This window comes from Microbacterium sp. 13-71-7, from assembly GCF_002257455.1.
Classification (GTDB): Bacteria; Actinomycetota; Actinomycetes; order Actinomycetales; family Microbacteriaceae; genus Microbacterium.
This window is the reverse complement of record NZ_NCKN01000087.1, coordinates 1-15,023: the sequence shown is the minus strand read 5'-3', so window position 1 is coordinate 15,023 and position 15,023 is coordinate 1. Positions and strand designations below refer to the sequence as shown.

Genomic DNA, 15,023 nt, shown 5'->3' with positions numbered 1-15,023 from the left:
GCTTCCGCTACGCGACGATCGGCGGATTCGCCGCGGCGCGGTCGTCGGGGCAGAACTCGGCCGGGTACGGACGCTTCGACGCGATGGTCACGGGCATCCGCGTCGCGACGCCGACCGGTGACGTCGACCTGGGGCGGTCGCCGGGCAGCGCGGCGGGACCCGACCTCGTGCGCCTGTTCCTCGGCTCCGAAGGCATCTACGGCGTCATCACCGAGGTCAGGGTGCGTGTGCATCCGGTGCCGGCCGAGCGCGTGATGGAGTCCTGGGCGTTCCCCGACTTCGCGACCGGCGCGGCGGCGCTCCGGGCTGTGGTGCAGCACGGCGGAGGTCCCACGGTGATCCGGCTGTCGGACGAGGCCGAGACGAGCGTGAGCCTCGCCCAGGTCGGCAGGATCGGCAAGGCCCTCGCCAAGGGCGCGAGCGCGGTCACGGTGTTCGAGGGGGACGACGTGGCGGCGCGCCGGGCGCGCACAGCGGCGCTGCTGCAGGCGGCCGGAGGCGCCTCCTCGGGCGAAGGGCCCTCCGAGGACTGGCTGCGCACCCGATTCGACGGGCCCTACCTGCGGGACGCGCTGCTGGATGCCGGTGTGTTCTGCGAGACGTTGGAGACGGCCACCAGGTGGTCGCGGCTCGAAGGCCTGCGCGAGGCGGTGACACGGGCGCTCAAGAGCGGGTTCGCCGGTGCGGGGCGCAAGGCGTTCGTGATGTGCCACGTCTCTCACGTGTACCCGACCGGGGCGTCGCTCTACTTCACCGTGCTGGCCCCGCTCGGCGCCGACGCGCAGGAGGCGTGGTCGGGCATCAAGCGCCGCGTCGGCGACGCGATCATGGCGGCGGGCGGCACGATCAGTCACCACCACGCGGTGGGCCGCGATCATGCGCCGTGGCTCGGCGAGGAGATCGGCGACACCGGCGTGCGGATCCTCGCCGCCGTCAAGCGCGAGCTCGACCCCGACGGGATCATGAATCCCGGCGCGGTGCTCGGCGCGGCGACGCCCGTGCCGGTGCGCGCCGCGGGAGCCTGAGACGTGCCGATGATCGCTCTGATCGCGAATCCGCGCTCCGGGAAGGGGCGAGGCGCCGCCGCCGCGGACGCCGCCGCGGCGGCTCTGGGCGCTGCGGGCGCGGATGTGCGCGTGCACATCGGGGCATCGGCGGCCGAGACGCGGCGCCTCACCGGGGACGCGCTCGCGGGGCGTCCCGACGCGATCGTCGTGGTCGGCGGGGACGGGACCGTCTCGGAGATCCTGCCGGAGCTCGCGGGCGCGGACGTGCCGCTCGCTCTCGTGCCGGCGGGCACCGGAAACGACTTCGCCCGCGCCCTGGGCCTGCCGCGGCACGATCCGGCGGGCGCCGCGCTCCTCGCGCTGAACGGGGAGCGTCGCCGCATCGACGTCGGCGAGATCGTGGCAGAGGGGCGGATCACGCCCTTCCTCACGGTGGCGGCGCTCGGGTTCGACGCGAAGGTCAGCGACCGCACCAATCTGCTGCGGTGGCCCCGGGGCGCCGCGCGCTACTACCTCGCCATCCTCGTGGAGGTCGTGCGCCTCCGCCCGACGCTGTTCCGGCTCGCATGCGACGGCGAGAGCGCGCGGGAGGCGCCGGGCACGCTCGTCGCCGTGGGCAACACCGCCAGCTACGGCGGCGGCATGCCGATCTGCCCCGAGGCGCGCCCCGACGACGGCCTGCTGGACGTGGTGCACGTCGCACCGCTCGGGCGCGCGCGGCTGCTGGCGCTCTTCCCACTGCTGCTGCGCGGGCGTCACCTGGCCAGGCAGGAGGTCGCGCACCGGCGTGTCAGGGAGATCGCGGTCTCGGCGCCGGATCTGGTGGTCTACGCCGACGGCGAGCGGATCGCCGAGAAGGAGTGCACGATCCGGGTGCGTCCGGGGACGCTGACCGTGATGGTGCCGAGGGGAGGAGCGGCATGAACGGCTTCGACGAGGACGTCGTCGTGATCGGATCCGGTTTCGGCGGATCCGTCGCCGCGCTCCGGCTCGTGGAGAAGGGATACCGGGTCCGCGTGTACGAGGCGGGTCGCCGCTTCGAGGACGAGGACTTCGCGAAGACGAACTGGAACGTCCGGCGCTACCTGTGGGCCCCCGCGCTCGGCTGCTTCGGCGTGCAGCGGATCCACCGGCTGCCGCACGTCATGATCCTCGCGGGTGCGGGTGTCGGCGGTGGGTCCCTGAACTACGCGAACACGCTCTACCAGCCCGGCGCGCCCTTCTTCGACGACCCGCAGTGGGCCGGCATCGCGTCGTGGCAGCAGGAGCTCGCACCGCACTATGCGACGGCCAAGCGCATGCTCGGCGTCGTGGAGCACTACCCGCACACCGGACCGGTGGAACGCATCATGGCCGGCGCCGCGGAGGATCTGGGCGTCGCGAAGACGTTCCGCCGGGCGCCGGTCGGGGTGTACTTCGGCGCGCCGGGCGAGACCGTCCCGGATCCGTTCTTCGGCGGCGAAGGGCCGTCGCGCACGGGCTGCACGCTGTGCGGGAACTGCATGGTGGGCTGTCGGGTCGGCGCGAAGAACACGCTCATGAAGAACTACCTCGCCCTCGCGGAGCGCCGCGGGGCGGTGATCGAGGCGCTGCGCACCGTCGTCGAGGTGCGCGAGCTCGCCGGAGGCGGATTCTCCGTCACCACACGTCGCAGCGGCGCGTGGGGGCCGGGCCGACGGCGCACCGTCACCGCGGAGCACGTCGTGCTCGCCGCGGGCACCTGGGGGAGCCAGCAGCTCCTGCACCGGATGAAGGCCTCCGGCGCGCTGCCGCGCATCCCGGACGCGCTCGGCCGGCTCACCCGCACCAACTCCGAGGCTCTGGACGGCGCGGTCTCGACAGCGGTGCCGGAGGAGGCCGGCTTCGCCCACGGCGTGGCCATCACGACCTCGTTCCACGTCGACGAGCGCACCCACGTGGAGAACGTGCGGTACGGGCCGGGATCCAACCTCATGGGCGCCCTCGCGACGGTGCTCGTGCCCGGCGACGTGCCGCTGCGCCGTCGGCTGGGCGCGCTGCTCGGCGCCGTCGTGCGTCACCCTGTCCGTCAGTTCCGCCTCGGCACGCTGCGACGGTGGAGCGAGCGCGGGATCATCGCGCTCGTGATGCAGACCGCCGACAACTCGCTCACGCTCTCCCTGCGACGTCGGTTCGGGCGCGAGGTGCTGACGAGCGCCCAGGGCCACGGCGCCCCGAACCCCAGTCACCTGCCCGAGGCGCATCGCGCGGCCGAGGCGATCGCCGCCCGCATGACGCAGGAGACCGGCGTCCCGGCGTCCGCGCGCGGATCCTGGCCCGAGGTCTTCGGGATCCCGCTCACCGCCCACTTCCTCGGCGGGGCGGTGCTCTCGGACGCGCCGGAGCGCGGCGTCGTCGATCCGTATCACCGCGTGTGGGGTCATCCCGGGCTGTCGGTCGTCGACGGATCCGCCGTCCCGGCGAATCCCGGCGTGAACCCGTCGCTCACGATCACGGCCCTCGCCGAACGCGCGATGTCGTATTGGCCGCGACGGGGCGAAGCGGATCCGAGGCCGGTTCAGGTGCCCCGCGATCGTTGACCGACCGCGGCCGGATCCGCACCGGGGTGCTCTCCGGCCGTTGAGCGAGCACGGCCGGAGGCCGAGCGAGACGAAACGCCGCCTCCCGGAGGAAGCGGCGTTTCGTCTCGATGAACCCGAGCGGTCAGGCGTTCGCGATCCCGCGGATCACCGGTGTGTGGAACGTCGCGCCGAACACACGCTCCGAGGCGCCCTCGCGGTCGAGGTACGGCGACGCACCGCCGTCGATGAAGGGCCAGCCGGCGCCGAGGATGAGGCACAGGTCGATGTCCTCGACCTCGGGCACCACGCCTTCGTCGAGCATGAGCCTGATCTCCTGCGCGAGCCCGTCCTGCACGCGGCGGAGGATCTCCGCGGCGGGCGTCGGGGTGGTCCCCGCGGCCTGCTTCACGAGCTTGTCCGCGGCCTTGGTGAAGCCGGTCACCCTGCCGCCCTTGTCCTTCTCGACGACCTCCGGCAGATCCGCCAGGGCGTGGAAGTTCTCGTTCGCGTAGAAGCGGTCCGGGAACGCGTGCACCATGGTGTCCTGCACGTGCGCGGCGACCTTCCAGCCGACCAGGTCGATGAGCTGGAACGGACCCATCGGCAGCCCGAGCGGCGCGAAGGCCTTCTCGACCTCGGCGACCGGCGTGCCCTCGTAGACCGCACGAGCGGCCTCGCCCATGACCTTGGCGAGCAGGCGGTTCACGACGAAGCCGGGGGCGTCGGCGGTCAGCACGGCGTTCTTGCCCAGGCCCTTCGCGACCACGAACGCGGTCGACAGCGCCGCCTCGGTGGTCGTCGCCGTCCTCACGATCTCGATGAGCGGCATGACCGCGACCGGATTGAAGAAGTGGAAGCCGACCAGTCGCTCGGGGTGCGCGAGCTTCGAGCCGATCTCCTCGACCGAGAGGGACGACGTGTTGGTCGCGAGGATCGCGTCCTCGGCGACGATCTGCTCGATCTCGCCGAACACGGCCTGCTTGACGCCGACCTCCTCGAACACGGCCTCGATCACGAAGTCGCAGTCCGCGTACAGGGACTTGTCGGTCGTGCCGGTCACCAGACCGCGCAGCTTGTTCGCGCTGTCCGCGTCGAGACGGCCTTTCGCCTCGAGCTTGCCGATCTCCTCGTGGATGTAGGCGACGCCCTTGTCGACGCGCGCCTGGTCGAGGTCGGTGATGAGCACCGGCACCTGCAGCTTGCGCACGAACAGGAGCGCGAACTGGCTGGCCATGAGGCCCGCTCCGATGATGCCGACCTTGGTGACCTTCTTGGCGAGGGCCTTGTCGGGGGCGCCGACCGGGCGCTTGGCCCGCTTCTGCACGAGGTCGAAGGCGTACATCGACGCGGCGAACTGGTCGCCGGTGACGAGATCGGCGAGCGCCTCGTCCTCGCGGGCGAAGCCCTCCTCGCGCGTGCCGCTCTTCGCCTTGTCGAGCAGGTCGAGCGCGACGTACGGCGAACGGGGCACGGTGCCGATCTTCGACTCGAGCATGCCGCGGGCCATCTTGATGGCGATCGGCCACTTCGTGAGCCGCTCGATCTTGCCCGGCTCGTTCTTGCGGTCGACCTTCTTGCCGCCGAGCACCGCATCGGCCCAGCGCAGCGAGTCCTCCAGGAAGTTCGCGGCGGGGAAGATCGCGTCCATCATGCCGAGCTCGAACGCCTGCTGCGGCTTGAGCATGCGGTTCTGCTTGAGCGGGTTCGAGATGACGACCTCGAGCGCGTTCTCGATGCCGATGAGGTTCGGCAGCAGGTAGGCGCCGCCCCAGCCGGGGATGATCCCGAGGAAGACCTCGGGCAGCGCGAGGGCCGCCGCGGAGGCGTCGACCGTGCGGTACGTCGAGTTCAGCGCGATCTCGACGCCGCCGCCGAGGGCGAGCCCGTTGACGAACGCGAAGGACGGCACGCCGAGGGAGCTGAGGAACCCCAGCACCTTGTGACCGAGCTGCGCGATGAGGCGCGCGTTGTCACGGGATCCGACCCGGCTGATGTCGGAGAGATCGGCGCCGGCAGCGAGGATGTACTGCTTGCCCGTGATGCCGACGGCGTGGATCTCACCGGCGGCGGCACGCGCCCGGAGGCCGGCGAGAGTCTCGCCGAGCTCGGTGAGCGTCGCGGGGCCGAGCGTGTTCGGACGGGTGTGGTCGCGGCCGTTGTCGAGCGTGATGAGGGCCAGCACCTTGCCGGAGGGCAGCCGCACGTCGCGCACGGGGGAGTGCGTGACGACCTCGCCCTCGGTGAGGGCCATGATGGGCGAGAAGTCGATCGCGTCGTAGTTCGTCATTCCGGCACTCACTTCCGCTTCTTGCCGTCGAAGTAGGGGTTCTCCCAGATGACCGAGCCGCCCTGGCCGAGACCCACGCACATCGCGGTGAGGCCGTACCGGACGTCGGGACGCTCGGCGAACTGCGCGGCGAGCTGGATCATCAGGCGCACGCCGCTCGCGGCGAGCGGGTGGCCGATCGCGATCGCCCCGCCCCACGCGTTCACCCGAGGATCGTCGTCGGCGATGCCGAAGTGGTCGAGCAGCGAGATCACCTGGATCGCGAAGGCCTCGTTGAGCTCGAAGAGGCCGATGTCGGAGATCGAGAGACCGGCCTTCTTGAGCGCCTTCTCGGTGGACGGGATCGGACCGATGCCCATGATCTCCGGCTGCACGCCGGCGAACGCGAAGGACACCATGCGCATCTTCGGGGCGAGTCCGAGCTCCTTGACCGCTCCGCCGCCGGCGAGCAGCGACATCGTCGCGCCGTCGGTGAGCGGCGAGGAGGTGCCGGCCGTGACGCGGCCGTGCGGGCGGAACGGGGTCTTCAGCGCCGCCAGATCCTCCATCGTGGTCTGCGGGCGACGGCCCTCGTCCTCGGTGGCGAGGCCCCAGGCGCCGTCGGCGCCCTTGATCGCGACCGGCACGAGGTCGGGCTGGATCTTGCCCGCGTCGTAGGCGGCCTGCACCTTGTGCTGGCTCAGCATGCCGAAGCGGTCGGAGCGCTCCTTGGTCAGGTGCGGGAAGCGGTCGAAGATGCGCTCCGCGGTGACGCCCATGTTCAGGGCTCCGGGATCGACCATCTTCTCCGCGACGAAGCGCGGGTTGGGATCGGCGTTGCCGCCGATCGGGTGGTGGCCCATGTGCTCGACGCCGCCGGCGACGGCGAGGTCGTACATGCCGACGCCGATCGAGGCGCCCATCGTGGTCACGCTGGTCATCGCGCCTGCGCACATGCGCTCGACCGCCAGGCCGGGCACGGTCTGCGGGAGGCCTGCAAGGATCGCGACCGAGCGACCGAGGGTGAGACCCTGGTCACCCGTCTGCGACGTCGCGGCGATGGCGACGTCGTCGATCCGGTCCAGCGGGACGTTCGCGTTCCGCTCCATCAGGCCGATCGTGGCCTTGACGGCCAGGTCGTCCGCGCGGGTGTTCCAGTACATGCCCTTCTCGCCGGCGCGCCCGAAGGGGGTGCGCACTCCATCGACGAAGAAGACGTCCGAGATCTCGGCCACTCTGCCTCCAATGTCCGGTCCGCTGCGCGGACAGGGCCTCCAATATCCGGACCGCTGCGCGGAACGGATGGTCGCCGGCGCGCAGCTGCGCGCCGGACTTACAGTTTCGCACGTTCCGAGGAACGCGGTTCCCGAATTTGTGAGACCGAGTGTCATCTCGGTCCCTGTGCTCCGGGGGTGCTCCCTCAGCCTAGGAGCGGTGGGGGATCCGAGGAGGAATCGGTTGGGCTGAACCTACGAAGCGGTTCCGGGTGCCTCGTCCGCCGTTTGCGCGGCTTCCACAAAAGCATCCGCGATCCGCTGTGCGGTTTCCTCAATCTGCCAGGCCCTCGCCTCGCGCTCGGCGAGAGCGGATCCGATCGTCGCGGCGTTGATCTCGGCCGGCGGCTCCCAGGCGATCCGGCGCAGCGTGTCGGGGGTGAGCAGGTTCTCCGTGGGCATCCCGAGCTCTTCGGCATGCGCCTCGACGGCCGCGCGGGCGGCCTTCAGACGGGCATCGGCCTCCGGGTTGCGATCGGCCCAGGCGCGGGGCGGCGGAGGCGCATCGCTGGGCACGCGCTCGCGCGGCAGGTCGGTTCGCTCGCGGCCGCGCTCGATCGCGGCCCACCACCGGTCCAGCTGACTGCGGCTGGCGCGTCCGGTGAAGGCCGAGACGGCGGCGAGCGCTCCCTTGTTCTGCGGATTGGCCTGCACCGCGGCGATGAGGGCCCGGTCCGGCACGAGACGGCCGGGGGAGACGTCGGATTCGCGGGCGAACTCCTCGCGGGCCTCCCACAGCTCGCGGGCGACCGCGAGGTTCTTCGCGCCGCGCACCTGGTGCAGGCCGCTCAGCCGCCGCCACGGCTCCTCGCGGGGAGGCTTGGGCAGGCGGACGCGGGTCGCCTCGAACTCCTCGGCGGCGAACTCCGTCTTGTGGGCCGCCTCGAGCTCTGAGGCGATGAAGTCGCGCACGTCGACCAGATGCAGGACGTCGAGCTCGGCGTACTCGAGCCAGGAGTTCGGGAGCGGCCTGGTCGACCAGTCGGCGGCGGAGTGCTCCTTGGCCAGGACGATGCCGAGGGCGCGCTCGACGACCGCGGCGAGCCCCACGCGCTCATAGCCGAGCAGACGCGCGGCGAGCTCGGTGTCGAACACGTGCGCAGGGTCGAGGCCCAGCTCGTGCAGAGACGGAAGGTCCTGGCTGGCGGCGTGGAAGACCCACTCCTCGGCGCCGATCGCCTCCTGCAGGGGGACGAAGGAGCTGATCGAGATCGGATCGAACAGGAAGGCGCCGGCGTCGCGCCGGAACGCCTGGACGAGGTAGGCGCGCTGCGAGTAGCGGAAGCCGGAGGCGCGCTCCACGTCGACGGCGACGGGGCCGTGTCCCACCGCGAGCGTCTCGGCTGCGGCGACGAAGTCCTTGTCGTTGTCGATGACGACGTAGTCAGTCACGGATCGTTCTCCTGGCGCCGAACACGGCGATGTCCTCTGAGCCCGGCGGCAGTCCCGCCAGCATTCCGACCAGCTCCGCCCATGCCTCGGCATGCGGGGCGAGGGGGCCGGTCGGCGACCACGACGCACGGAGTTCGATCTGCGCGCCGTCCCCTTCCGCAGCAAGCCCCCCGAAACCCTTCGAGAGGGTCTTCGTCGAGGTTCCGGATGCGGAGTGATGCGTCGCGCCGCGCGAGCCGAGCGCGTCGATCAGCCAAGACCACGCTACATCCGCCAGCAGCGGATCGGTGCCGATCTCGGGCTCGAGCGGCGCCTGCGCGAAGGCCACGATGCGCCAGGGACCACCCCAGGCGTCCGGCTCCGCCGGATCGTGCAGCAGCACGAACCGTCCCGTCCCGTACAGGGAGTCGCCGTTCTCGTCGGGGCGCACGTCGGCCGCGAGGGCCAGAGCCTCGGGGGCGAGGCCGGACGGCGCGGGGATCTCGCGCACCACGATGTCGTCGCGGAACCGCAGCGCCCGCAGCTGCTCGGCGGCATGTGCGAAGACGCCGTCGGGTCCGGGATGAGCGCTCACGCGGACAGACTAGAGTCAGGAGGCGATGAAGAGTCTCAGGCACGCCGCGACGATCGGCGCGATCGCGCTGGCAGGCGCCGCGGCTCTCGGCGCGGCGATCGGCGGAGCCCTCGTGCTGCGCGTCGCCCGCGAGGTGATCACCCCGGCCCCCCGCAAGAACGACACCGATGTGCTGGCCGTCGACACGGGAGCGCAGACGATCGAGCTCTCGCGCACGCCGGACACCGAGCTGCCGGGGCGCTACGGCCTCTACGTCGAGGGCACGCCCGGCTATGTGAAGCTCGGCGCAGTGCTGCACGCGGACGCCCACAGCGTGCGCCGCAAGCTCCTGACCCAGATCGAACCGGGTGCGGAGGTGGGGCGCAGGGCCGGCTTCAGCGGCTACTACTACCTCGCCCCCGGGGAGCTGCACCTGCCCTACGAATCGGTGCTGATCGGGACGCCGGCCGGCCCGTGCCCCGCGTGGCTCTTCCCGGCGGAGTCCACGACCTGGGTGATCCAGGTGCACGGCCGGGGCGCCACCCGGTCCGAGTGCCTGCGCGCCGTCCCCGTGCTGCACGCCGCGGGACTCCCGGTGCTGGTGACGTCGTACCGCAACGACGGCGAGGGGCCGCGCACACGCCCTGGATCCTATGGACTCGGAGCGACGGAGTGGCGCGACGTGGAGACCGCGATCTCCTACGCGCTGCGCCACGGCGCGGAGCGGATCCTGCTGATGGGGTGGTCGATGGGCGGCGCGATCGCGCTGCAGACCCTGGTGAGCTCGGACCACGGCGGTGCGGTCGTCGGCATGATCCTGGACTCGCCGGTCGTGGACTGGCGCACGGTGCTGCGCTTCCAGGCGAAGGCGATGGGGCTGCCGGATCCCCTTCCGCAGCTCGCGATGGAGGCCCTGGAGCAGCCCTGGTCGGCGCGGCTCAGCGGCGCGGACCAGGCGATCGCCTTCGACGCGCTGGACATGGTCGCCCGTTCCGCCGAGCTGGACGTGCCGATTCTGCTGCTGCACAGCGACGACGACGGCTTCGTGCCCTCCGACGCCTCGCATGCGCTGGCCGAGGCGCGACCGGATCTGGTGACCATGCCGCCGTTCACCGGCGCGCGCCACACGAAGCTCTGGAACTACGACCAGAACCGCTGGACCGACGCGATCACCGACTGGCTCGGAGAGCACGGCTTCGCGGACTGACAGCGACACTCCACCTGGGCGACGAGACTTCGCTCCGGCGGTGCTGTCTCGCCGCGGAGATGGAGTCTCGCGGTCAGGCGCCGGTTCAGGCTGCGGCGAGGCGGGCGCGCACCTGGCGCTTGGCGCGCATGAGCATGCCGGTCATGCCGGAGATGCGCAGCGGAGAGACGACCCTGGTCAGCCCGATCGACTGGGGGAAGTCGTCGGGAATCGCGAGCACGGCCTCAGGGCTCAGACCCGCGATTCCCTGCGCCAGGATGCTGGCGAAACCGCGCGTCGTGGGCGCCTCGGCGGGCGCGGTGGCGTGCATCGTCACGGCGCCGTCGGTCAGCTCGAGATAGATGTACACCGGCGACTGGCACTCGGCCACGCGCTCGGTCATCTCGGGGTGCGCGGCGACCTCCTCCGAGACCGCGGGCAGCTCGTTCGAGAACTCGAGGAGCAGCTGCAGCCGGTCGGATTCGGGGAGCTCGAGGAACTCGTCCCTGATCTCGGCAAGGGAGTCGGGGAGGACGAAGGCGGGGGTGTCGGACATCCCCGCCATTCTCCCACGTCAGAGCGTGCCAGGCTCCTCGCCCGTGACGATCGGGACGCGCACCGCGCTGCCCCACTCGGTCCAGGATCCGTCGTAGTTGCGGACGTTCTCGAAGCCGAGCAGGTGCTTCAGCACGAACCAGGTGTGGGCCGAGCGCTCGCCGATGCGGCAGTAGGCCACCACGTCGTCGCCGGCCTTGAGGCCCGCGCCGTCGAGGTAGATCGCCTCCAGCTCGGTGCGCGGCTTGAATCCGCCGTCTTCCGCGACGGCCTTGGCCCACGGCACGTTCTGCGCGGTGGGGATGTGGCCGGCGCGCAGCGCGCCCTCCTCGGGGTAGGCGGGCGCCGAGGTGCGGGAGCCGTTGTACTCCTCGGGCGAGCGCACGTCGATGAGCGGGTTGCCGAGATGCGCGAGCACGTCGTCCTTGTAGGCGCGCAGCACCGAGTCGTCGCGCTCCACGACCGGGTAGGCCGTGGCGGCGCGCGCGGGAAGCTCCGTCGTGATCTCGCGGCCCTCGGAGATCCAGCGGTCGCGCCCGCCGTCCAGCAGGCGGACGTCCTCGTGGCCGAAGAGCGAGAACACCCAGAGCGCGTAGGCGGCCCACCAGTTGTTCTTGTCGCCGTAGATGACGACGGTGTCGTCGCGGGAGATCCCCTTGCGGCTGAGGAGCGCGGAGAAGCCCGCGCCGTCCACGTAGTCGCGCACGACAGGATCGTTGAGCTCCGTGTGCCAGTCGACCTTCACGGCACCCGGGATGTGCCCGGTCTCGTAGAGCAGCACGTCCTCGTCGGACTCCACCACGACCAGGCCCGGTTCGCCCAGGTGCGCGGCGAGCCAGTCGGTGCTGACGAGTCGGCCGGGCTCGGCGTACTCGGCGAACGATGCGGACGTGGTGTCGAAGTCGACGGTCACTGGGGGCTCCCTCGGAGGTGGTGATGCAGGGCGACGATGTCCGTGAACGGCCCGTCGCGCGAGCTGACGCGCGGTGAAACCGGTGACGGCGACGGCGTAGGGTTGATCCGTCTCTTCGACACTAGAACCCCGTGCGCCCCTGCGCACCCGCCGGGTAAGACTTCGACACAGGATCCGAATGACCGATCAGGCCGCCACCTCCGGCGTCGTCCACCTCATCGACCGCCAGCCGCAGATGACCGGCACCGAACTGCTGACCGGGCTCGTCCCGCCGCCGCAGTTCGACGGCGCGACGTTCGACAGCTATCGCTCCGACGCGGCCTACCCGTCGCAGGAGGAGGCCAAGCAGCATCTCGTGTCTTTCGCCACGGGCGCGCAGCAGGTCAAGCGCGGCGGACTGTTCCGGCGGGCGCCGAAGCTCCCGCAGACGAAGCCCGGCGTCTACCTCGACGGCGGATTCGGCGTCGGCAAGACCCACCTCCTCGCCTCGATCTATCACGCGATGCCCGCCCGGCGGAAGTACTTCGGATCCTTCATCGAGTACACGGCCCTGGTCGGCGCGCTCGGCTATCGCAACACCGTCGACCTGCTCCGCGGATCCGATCTGCTCTGCATCGACGAGTTCGAGCTCGACGATCCGGGCGACACCATGGTCATGACGCGCCTGCTCGGCGAGCTGGTCGGCAGCGGCACCAAGCTCGCCGCCACCTCCAACACCCCGCCGAACGCCCTGGGCGAGGGGCGGTTCGCGGCGCAGGACTTCCTCCGGGAGATCCACGCGATGTCGGACAGCTTCGAGACGATCCGCATCGACGGCGTCGACTTCCGCCAGCGCGCCCTGGACGGGCACGCCCGCACGTTGACCGGGGACGAGTACGCCGCGCAGCTCGCCGCGCTGAGCGCCGGCCACCGCGTCTCGGACGACGCCTTCGACGACATCGTCAAGCACCTCGCGCAGGTGCACCCCTCGCGATACATCCGCCTCATCGCGGGCGTGGAGGCCCTGGGGATCCGCGATGTGCGCCAGCTCACCGATCAGTCGGAGGCGCTGCGGTTCGTCGCCTTCGTCGACCGCGCGTACGACGCGCAGGTGCCGGTGCTCGCGACGGGCCGCCCCCTCGACGAGGTCTTCAGCGAGGAGATGCTCGGCGGCGGCTACCGCAAGAAGTACCTGCGCGCGATCTCCCGCCTGAACGCGCTCTCCCACGCGGAGCTCCCCACGGCCGCCTGACCGTGATCCGCGAAACACGCTGTTCACACAGCGGCGGATCCTGTAACACCGCCGCAACATCCGCCTCGTTCCCACGAAACACGGCGCCGCCACACTGAAACGCACGACGCGATCAGGTGGAGGCGCACAGCATGGAAGCAACAGGGAACATCTCCTGGGGAGTGACGGCGACGGCGCTGGTGCTGCTCATGACGCCGGGGGTGGCGTTCTTCTACGGCGGTCTCGTGAAGGCCAAGAGCGTCGTCAGCATGATGATGATGAGCTTCGGTGCGATCGGTCTCGTCGCCGTGCTGTGGATCCTCTTCGGCTCCTCGATGGCGAGCGTGACCTCGCCCACCCAGTTCGCGGGCGACCCTTTCGCCGACTTCGGTCTGGCCTCCCTCGCGAGCGGCAAGGGATCCAACGTGGCGCTGCTGACGGTCGGCTATGGCGCCACGTTCGCGATCATCACCGTCGCCCTCATCTCCGGTGCCATCGCGGACCGGGCGAAGTTCGGTCCCTGGCTGATCTTCGTCGGGGTCTTCGCGACGGTCGGCTACTTCCCGATCGCCGCCTGGGTCTGGGGCGGTGGCTGGATCATGCACCTGGGCGCGATGCTGTTCGGCGCCGACAGCGGCATCGAGTTCATCGACTACGCCGGCGGCACGGCGGTGCACATCAACGCGGGCGCCGCGGCCTTCGCCCTCGCCCTCGTGCTCGGCAAGCGGATCGGGTTCCAGAAGGGCATCCAGAAGCCGCACAACGTGCCGCTCACGCTCCTCGGCGCCGCGCTGCTGTGGTTCGGCTGGTTCGGCTTCAACGCCGGAGCGCAGTGGACCACGAAGGGCATGGACGGCGTCGGGCTCATCACGATCAACACCTTCGGCGCGGCGGCCGCGGGCATCCTCGGCTGGATCCTCGTGGAGCGCATCCGCGGCGGCAAGGCGACCTCGATCGGCGCGGCCAGCGGCGCGGTGGCGGGCCTCGTCGCGATCACCCCGGCGTGCGCCAACCTGACCCCGGGATGGGCGCTGCTGCTGGGCGCCCTGACCGGCGCGGTGTGCGCTCTGGCGGTGGAGCTGAAGTTCCGCCTCGGTTTCGACGACTCGCTCGACGTGGTCGGCCTGCACCTGGTGGGCGGCTTCATCGGCACGATCTACCTCGGCTTCTTCGCCACGGGACAGGGGCTCTTCACGGGCGGCGACCTCCGGCTGCTGGTGGTGCAGGTGCTCGCCTCCGGCGGCGTGTTGATCTACTCCTTCGTCGTGGCGCTGGTGATCGGCCTCGCCATCGAGAAGACCATCGGATTCCGTGTCACCAGCGAGGACGAGATCGCCGGCGTCGACCTCGTGGTGCACGGCGAGGAGGGCTACGCGCTCACCTCCTGAGACCCGCGGGGATGCGGGACAGGCGCGGATAGGGTGTCGTTGTGACCACCAGTGGCAACGGCATCCTGTCCGCGCTCTTCGCCGCCGTCTCGGCGATCGCGAAGGCTCTCACGAGCCCGTCCTCCCGTACGACGGCGCCGCGGGGGACCACCGGCCGCGGGGGAGCACGGCCCTCGGCGGGAACCGCGACGCTCGAGCCGACGCCCGGCCACGGCGGCGCCACCGAGACCATCGAGCTGGATCCCCGCTCGGTCCGCGCGCTGCGGGTCTCCTACGCGCCCCGGCGCGACGGTGCACCGGACGCGGGTGAGGTCGTGTGGACCTGGGTGCCCTACGCCGAGCGCGACGGGCGGGGCAAGGACCGTCCCGTGCTCGTGATCGCCACGCAGTCGGCCGAGCGGGTGTACGCGGTGAAGCTGACCAGCAAGTCCCACGACGGGGACCGCGACTTCCTCTCGCTCGGATCCGGCCCCTGGGACGGCCAGGGAAGGGAGAGCTGGGTCGACATCGACCAGCTCTACAGCGTGCACGTCTCGGGCGTGCGGCGTGAGGCCGCCGCCCTGGACCGCGATCGCTTCGAGCGCGTGGCGAGCGTGCTGGAGCGTCGGTTCGGATGGACCGCGGTCGCCTGACGGAGGGCCGAGCGCCGCTCGGTGCCGAGCCGCTTGGCGCCGAGTGCACGGCTAGTTGCCGAGTGCATGGTCTGTTGGCGCGAAGAACCCGTGCACTCGGCGGGATC

The 15,023-nt window shown here is 71.1% G+C and carries 13 protein-coding genes; 7 read left to right on the top strand and 6 right to left on the bottom strand.

The annotated features are described in order from the left end of the window. The 3 genes from B7X32_RS10200 to B7X32_RS10190 form a co-directional block, all read left to right on the top strand. Positions 1-1,025: FAD-linked oxidase C-terminal domain-containing protein (locus B7X32_RS10200; RefSeq protein ID WP_292719132.1), on the top strand; the 1,025-nt coding region annotated here is incomplete at its 5' end. 9 nt (positions 1,026-1,034) lie between these two features. After that, positions 1,035-1,931 carry a YegS/Rv2252/BmrU family lipid kinase gene (locus tag B7X32_RS10195; RefSeq protein ID WP_292719131.1) on the top strand — a complete coding sequence of 299 codons (897 nt, stop codon included), beginning with the start codon at positions 1,035-1,037 and terminating at the stop codon, positions 1,929-1,931. After that, complete coding sequence (locus tag B7X32_RS10190; RefSeq protein ID WP_292719130.1) at positions 1,928-3,565, top strand: GMC family oxidoreductase; 1,638 nt, start codon at positions 1,928-1,930, stop codon at positions 3,563-3,565. Before B7X32_RS10195 ends, B7X32_RS10190 begins: the two co-directional genes overlap by 4 nt. A gap of 124 nt (positions 3,566-3,689) precedes the next feature. On the opposite strand, the gene B7X32_RS10185 is transcribed toward B7X32_RS10190, so the two are convergent. The 4 genes from B7X32_RS10185 to B7X32_RS10170 all read right to left on the bottom strand — a co-directional run bounded on the left by B7X32_RS10185 (position 3,690) and on the right by B7X32_RS10170 (position 9,053). Beyond that, positions 3,690-5,834 (bottom strand): 3-hydroxyacyl-CoA dehydrogenase NAD-binding domain-containing protein, encoded by a 2,145-nt coding sequence (locus tag B7X32_RS10185; RefSeq protein ID WP_292719129.1) that lies wholly within the window; start codon positions 5,832-5,834, stop codon positions 3,690-3,692. Positions 5,835-5,842: 8 nt separating this feature from the next. Further along, on the bottom strand, positions 5,843-7,048 hold the full coding sequence (locus B7X32_RS10180; protein ID WP_292719128.1) for a thiolase family protein: 1,206 nt from the start codon (positions 7,046-7,048) through the stop codon (positions 5,843-5,845). Positions 7,049-7,282: 234 nt separating this feature from the next. Continuing rightward, on the bottom strand, positions 7,283-8,479 hold the full coding sequence (locus tag B7X32_RS10175; protein ID WP_292719126.1) for an HRDC domain-containing protein: 1,197 nt from the start codon (positions 8,477-8,479) through the stop codon (positions 7,283-7,285). After that, complete coding sequence (locus tag B7X32_RS10170; RefSeq protein WP_292719124.1) at positions 8,472-9,053, bottom strand: DUF3000 domain-containing protein; 582 nt, start codon at positions 9,051-9,053, stop codon at positions 8,472-8,474. The genes B7X32_RS10175 and B7X32_RS10170 overlap by 8 nt, the downstream gene beginning before the upstream one ends. A gap of 25 nt (positions 9,054-9,078) precedes the next feature. Between B7X32_RS10170 and B7X32_RS10165 the strand changes: the two genes are divergently transcribed. After that, positions 9,079-10,239 carry an alpha/beta fold hydrolase gene (locus B7X32_RS10165; RefSeq protein WP_292719122.1) on the top strand — a complete coding sequence of 387 codons (1,161 nt, stop codon included), beginning with the start codon at positions 9,079-9,081 and terminating at the stop codon, positions 10,237-10,239. Between the two features lie 85 nt (positions 10,240-10,324). Here the strand turns inward: B7X32_RS10165 and B7X32_RS10160 are convergent, their stop codons facing one another. Continuing rightward, entirely contained in the window at positions 10,325-10,774 is a 450-nt protein-coding gene (locus B7X32_RS10160; RefSeq protein ID WP_292719120.1) for a SufE family protein, read from the bottom strand. A gap of 18 nt (positions 10,775-10,792) precedes the next feature. Further along, a complete protein-coding gene (locus B7X32_RS10155) occupies positions 10,793-11,686 on the bottom strand; it encodes a sulfurtransferase (protein WP_292719118.1) in 894 nt (297 codons plus the stop codon). A 178-nt stretch (positions 11,687-11,864) separates the two neighbouring features. On the opposite strand from B7X32_RS10155, the gene zapE reads away from it, so the two are divergent. From zapE to B7X32_RS10140, 3 genes are all read left to right on the top strand, one after another. Continuing rightward, entirely contained in the window at positions 11,865-12,917 is a 1,053-nt protein-coding gene (gene zapE / locus B7X32_RS10150) for a cell division protein ZapE (protein ID WP_292719116.1), read from the top strand. Positions 12,918-13,048: 131 nt separating this feature from the next. Next, positions 13,049-14,284: an ammonium transporter gene (locus B7X32_RS10145; protein ID WP_292719114.1), complete on the top strand. Its 1,236-nt coding sequence runs from the start codon at positions 13,049-13,051 to the stop codon at positions 14,282-14,284. Between the two features lie 41 nt (positions 14,285-14,325). Then, a complete protein-coding gene (locus tag B7X32_RS10140) occupies positions 14,326-14,916 on the top strand; it encodes a type II toxin-antitoxin system PemK/MazF family toxin (protein ID WP_292719112.1) in 591 nt (196 codons plus the stop codon). The last annotated feature ends 107 nt before the right edge of the window (positions 14,917-15,023 follow it).

Bases quoted from the DNA above. Each gene is read 5' to 3' on its own strand.
- B7X32_RS10195 (WP_292719131.1), top strand. From the start codon at position 1,035: ATGATCGCTCTGATCGCGAATCCGCGCTCCGGGAAGGGGCGAGGCGCC.
- B7X32_RS10190 (WP_292719130.1), top strand. From the start codon at position 1,928: ATGAACGGCTTCGACGAGGACGTCGTCGTGATCGGATCCGGTTTCGGC.
- B7X32_RS10185 (WP_292719129.1), bottom strand. From the start codon at position 5,834: ATGACGAACTACGACGCGATCGACTTCTCGCCCATCATGGCCCTCACC.
- B7X32_RS10165 (WP_292719122.1), top strand. From the start codon at position 9,079: ATGAAGAGTCTCAGGCACGCCGCGACGATCGGCGCGATCGCGCTGGCA.
- B7X32_RS10160 (WP_292719120.1), bottom strand. From the start codon at position 10,774: ATGTCCGACACCCCCGCCTTCGTCCTCCCCGACTCCCTTGCCGAGATC.
- zapE (WP_292719116.1), top strand. From the start codon at position 11,865: ATGACCGATCAGGCCGCCACCTCCGGCGTCGTCCACCTCATCGACCGC.
- B7X32_RS10145 (WP_292719114.1), top strand. From the start codon at position 13,049: ATGGAAGCAACAGGGAACATCTCCTGGGGAGTGACGGCGACGGCGCTG.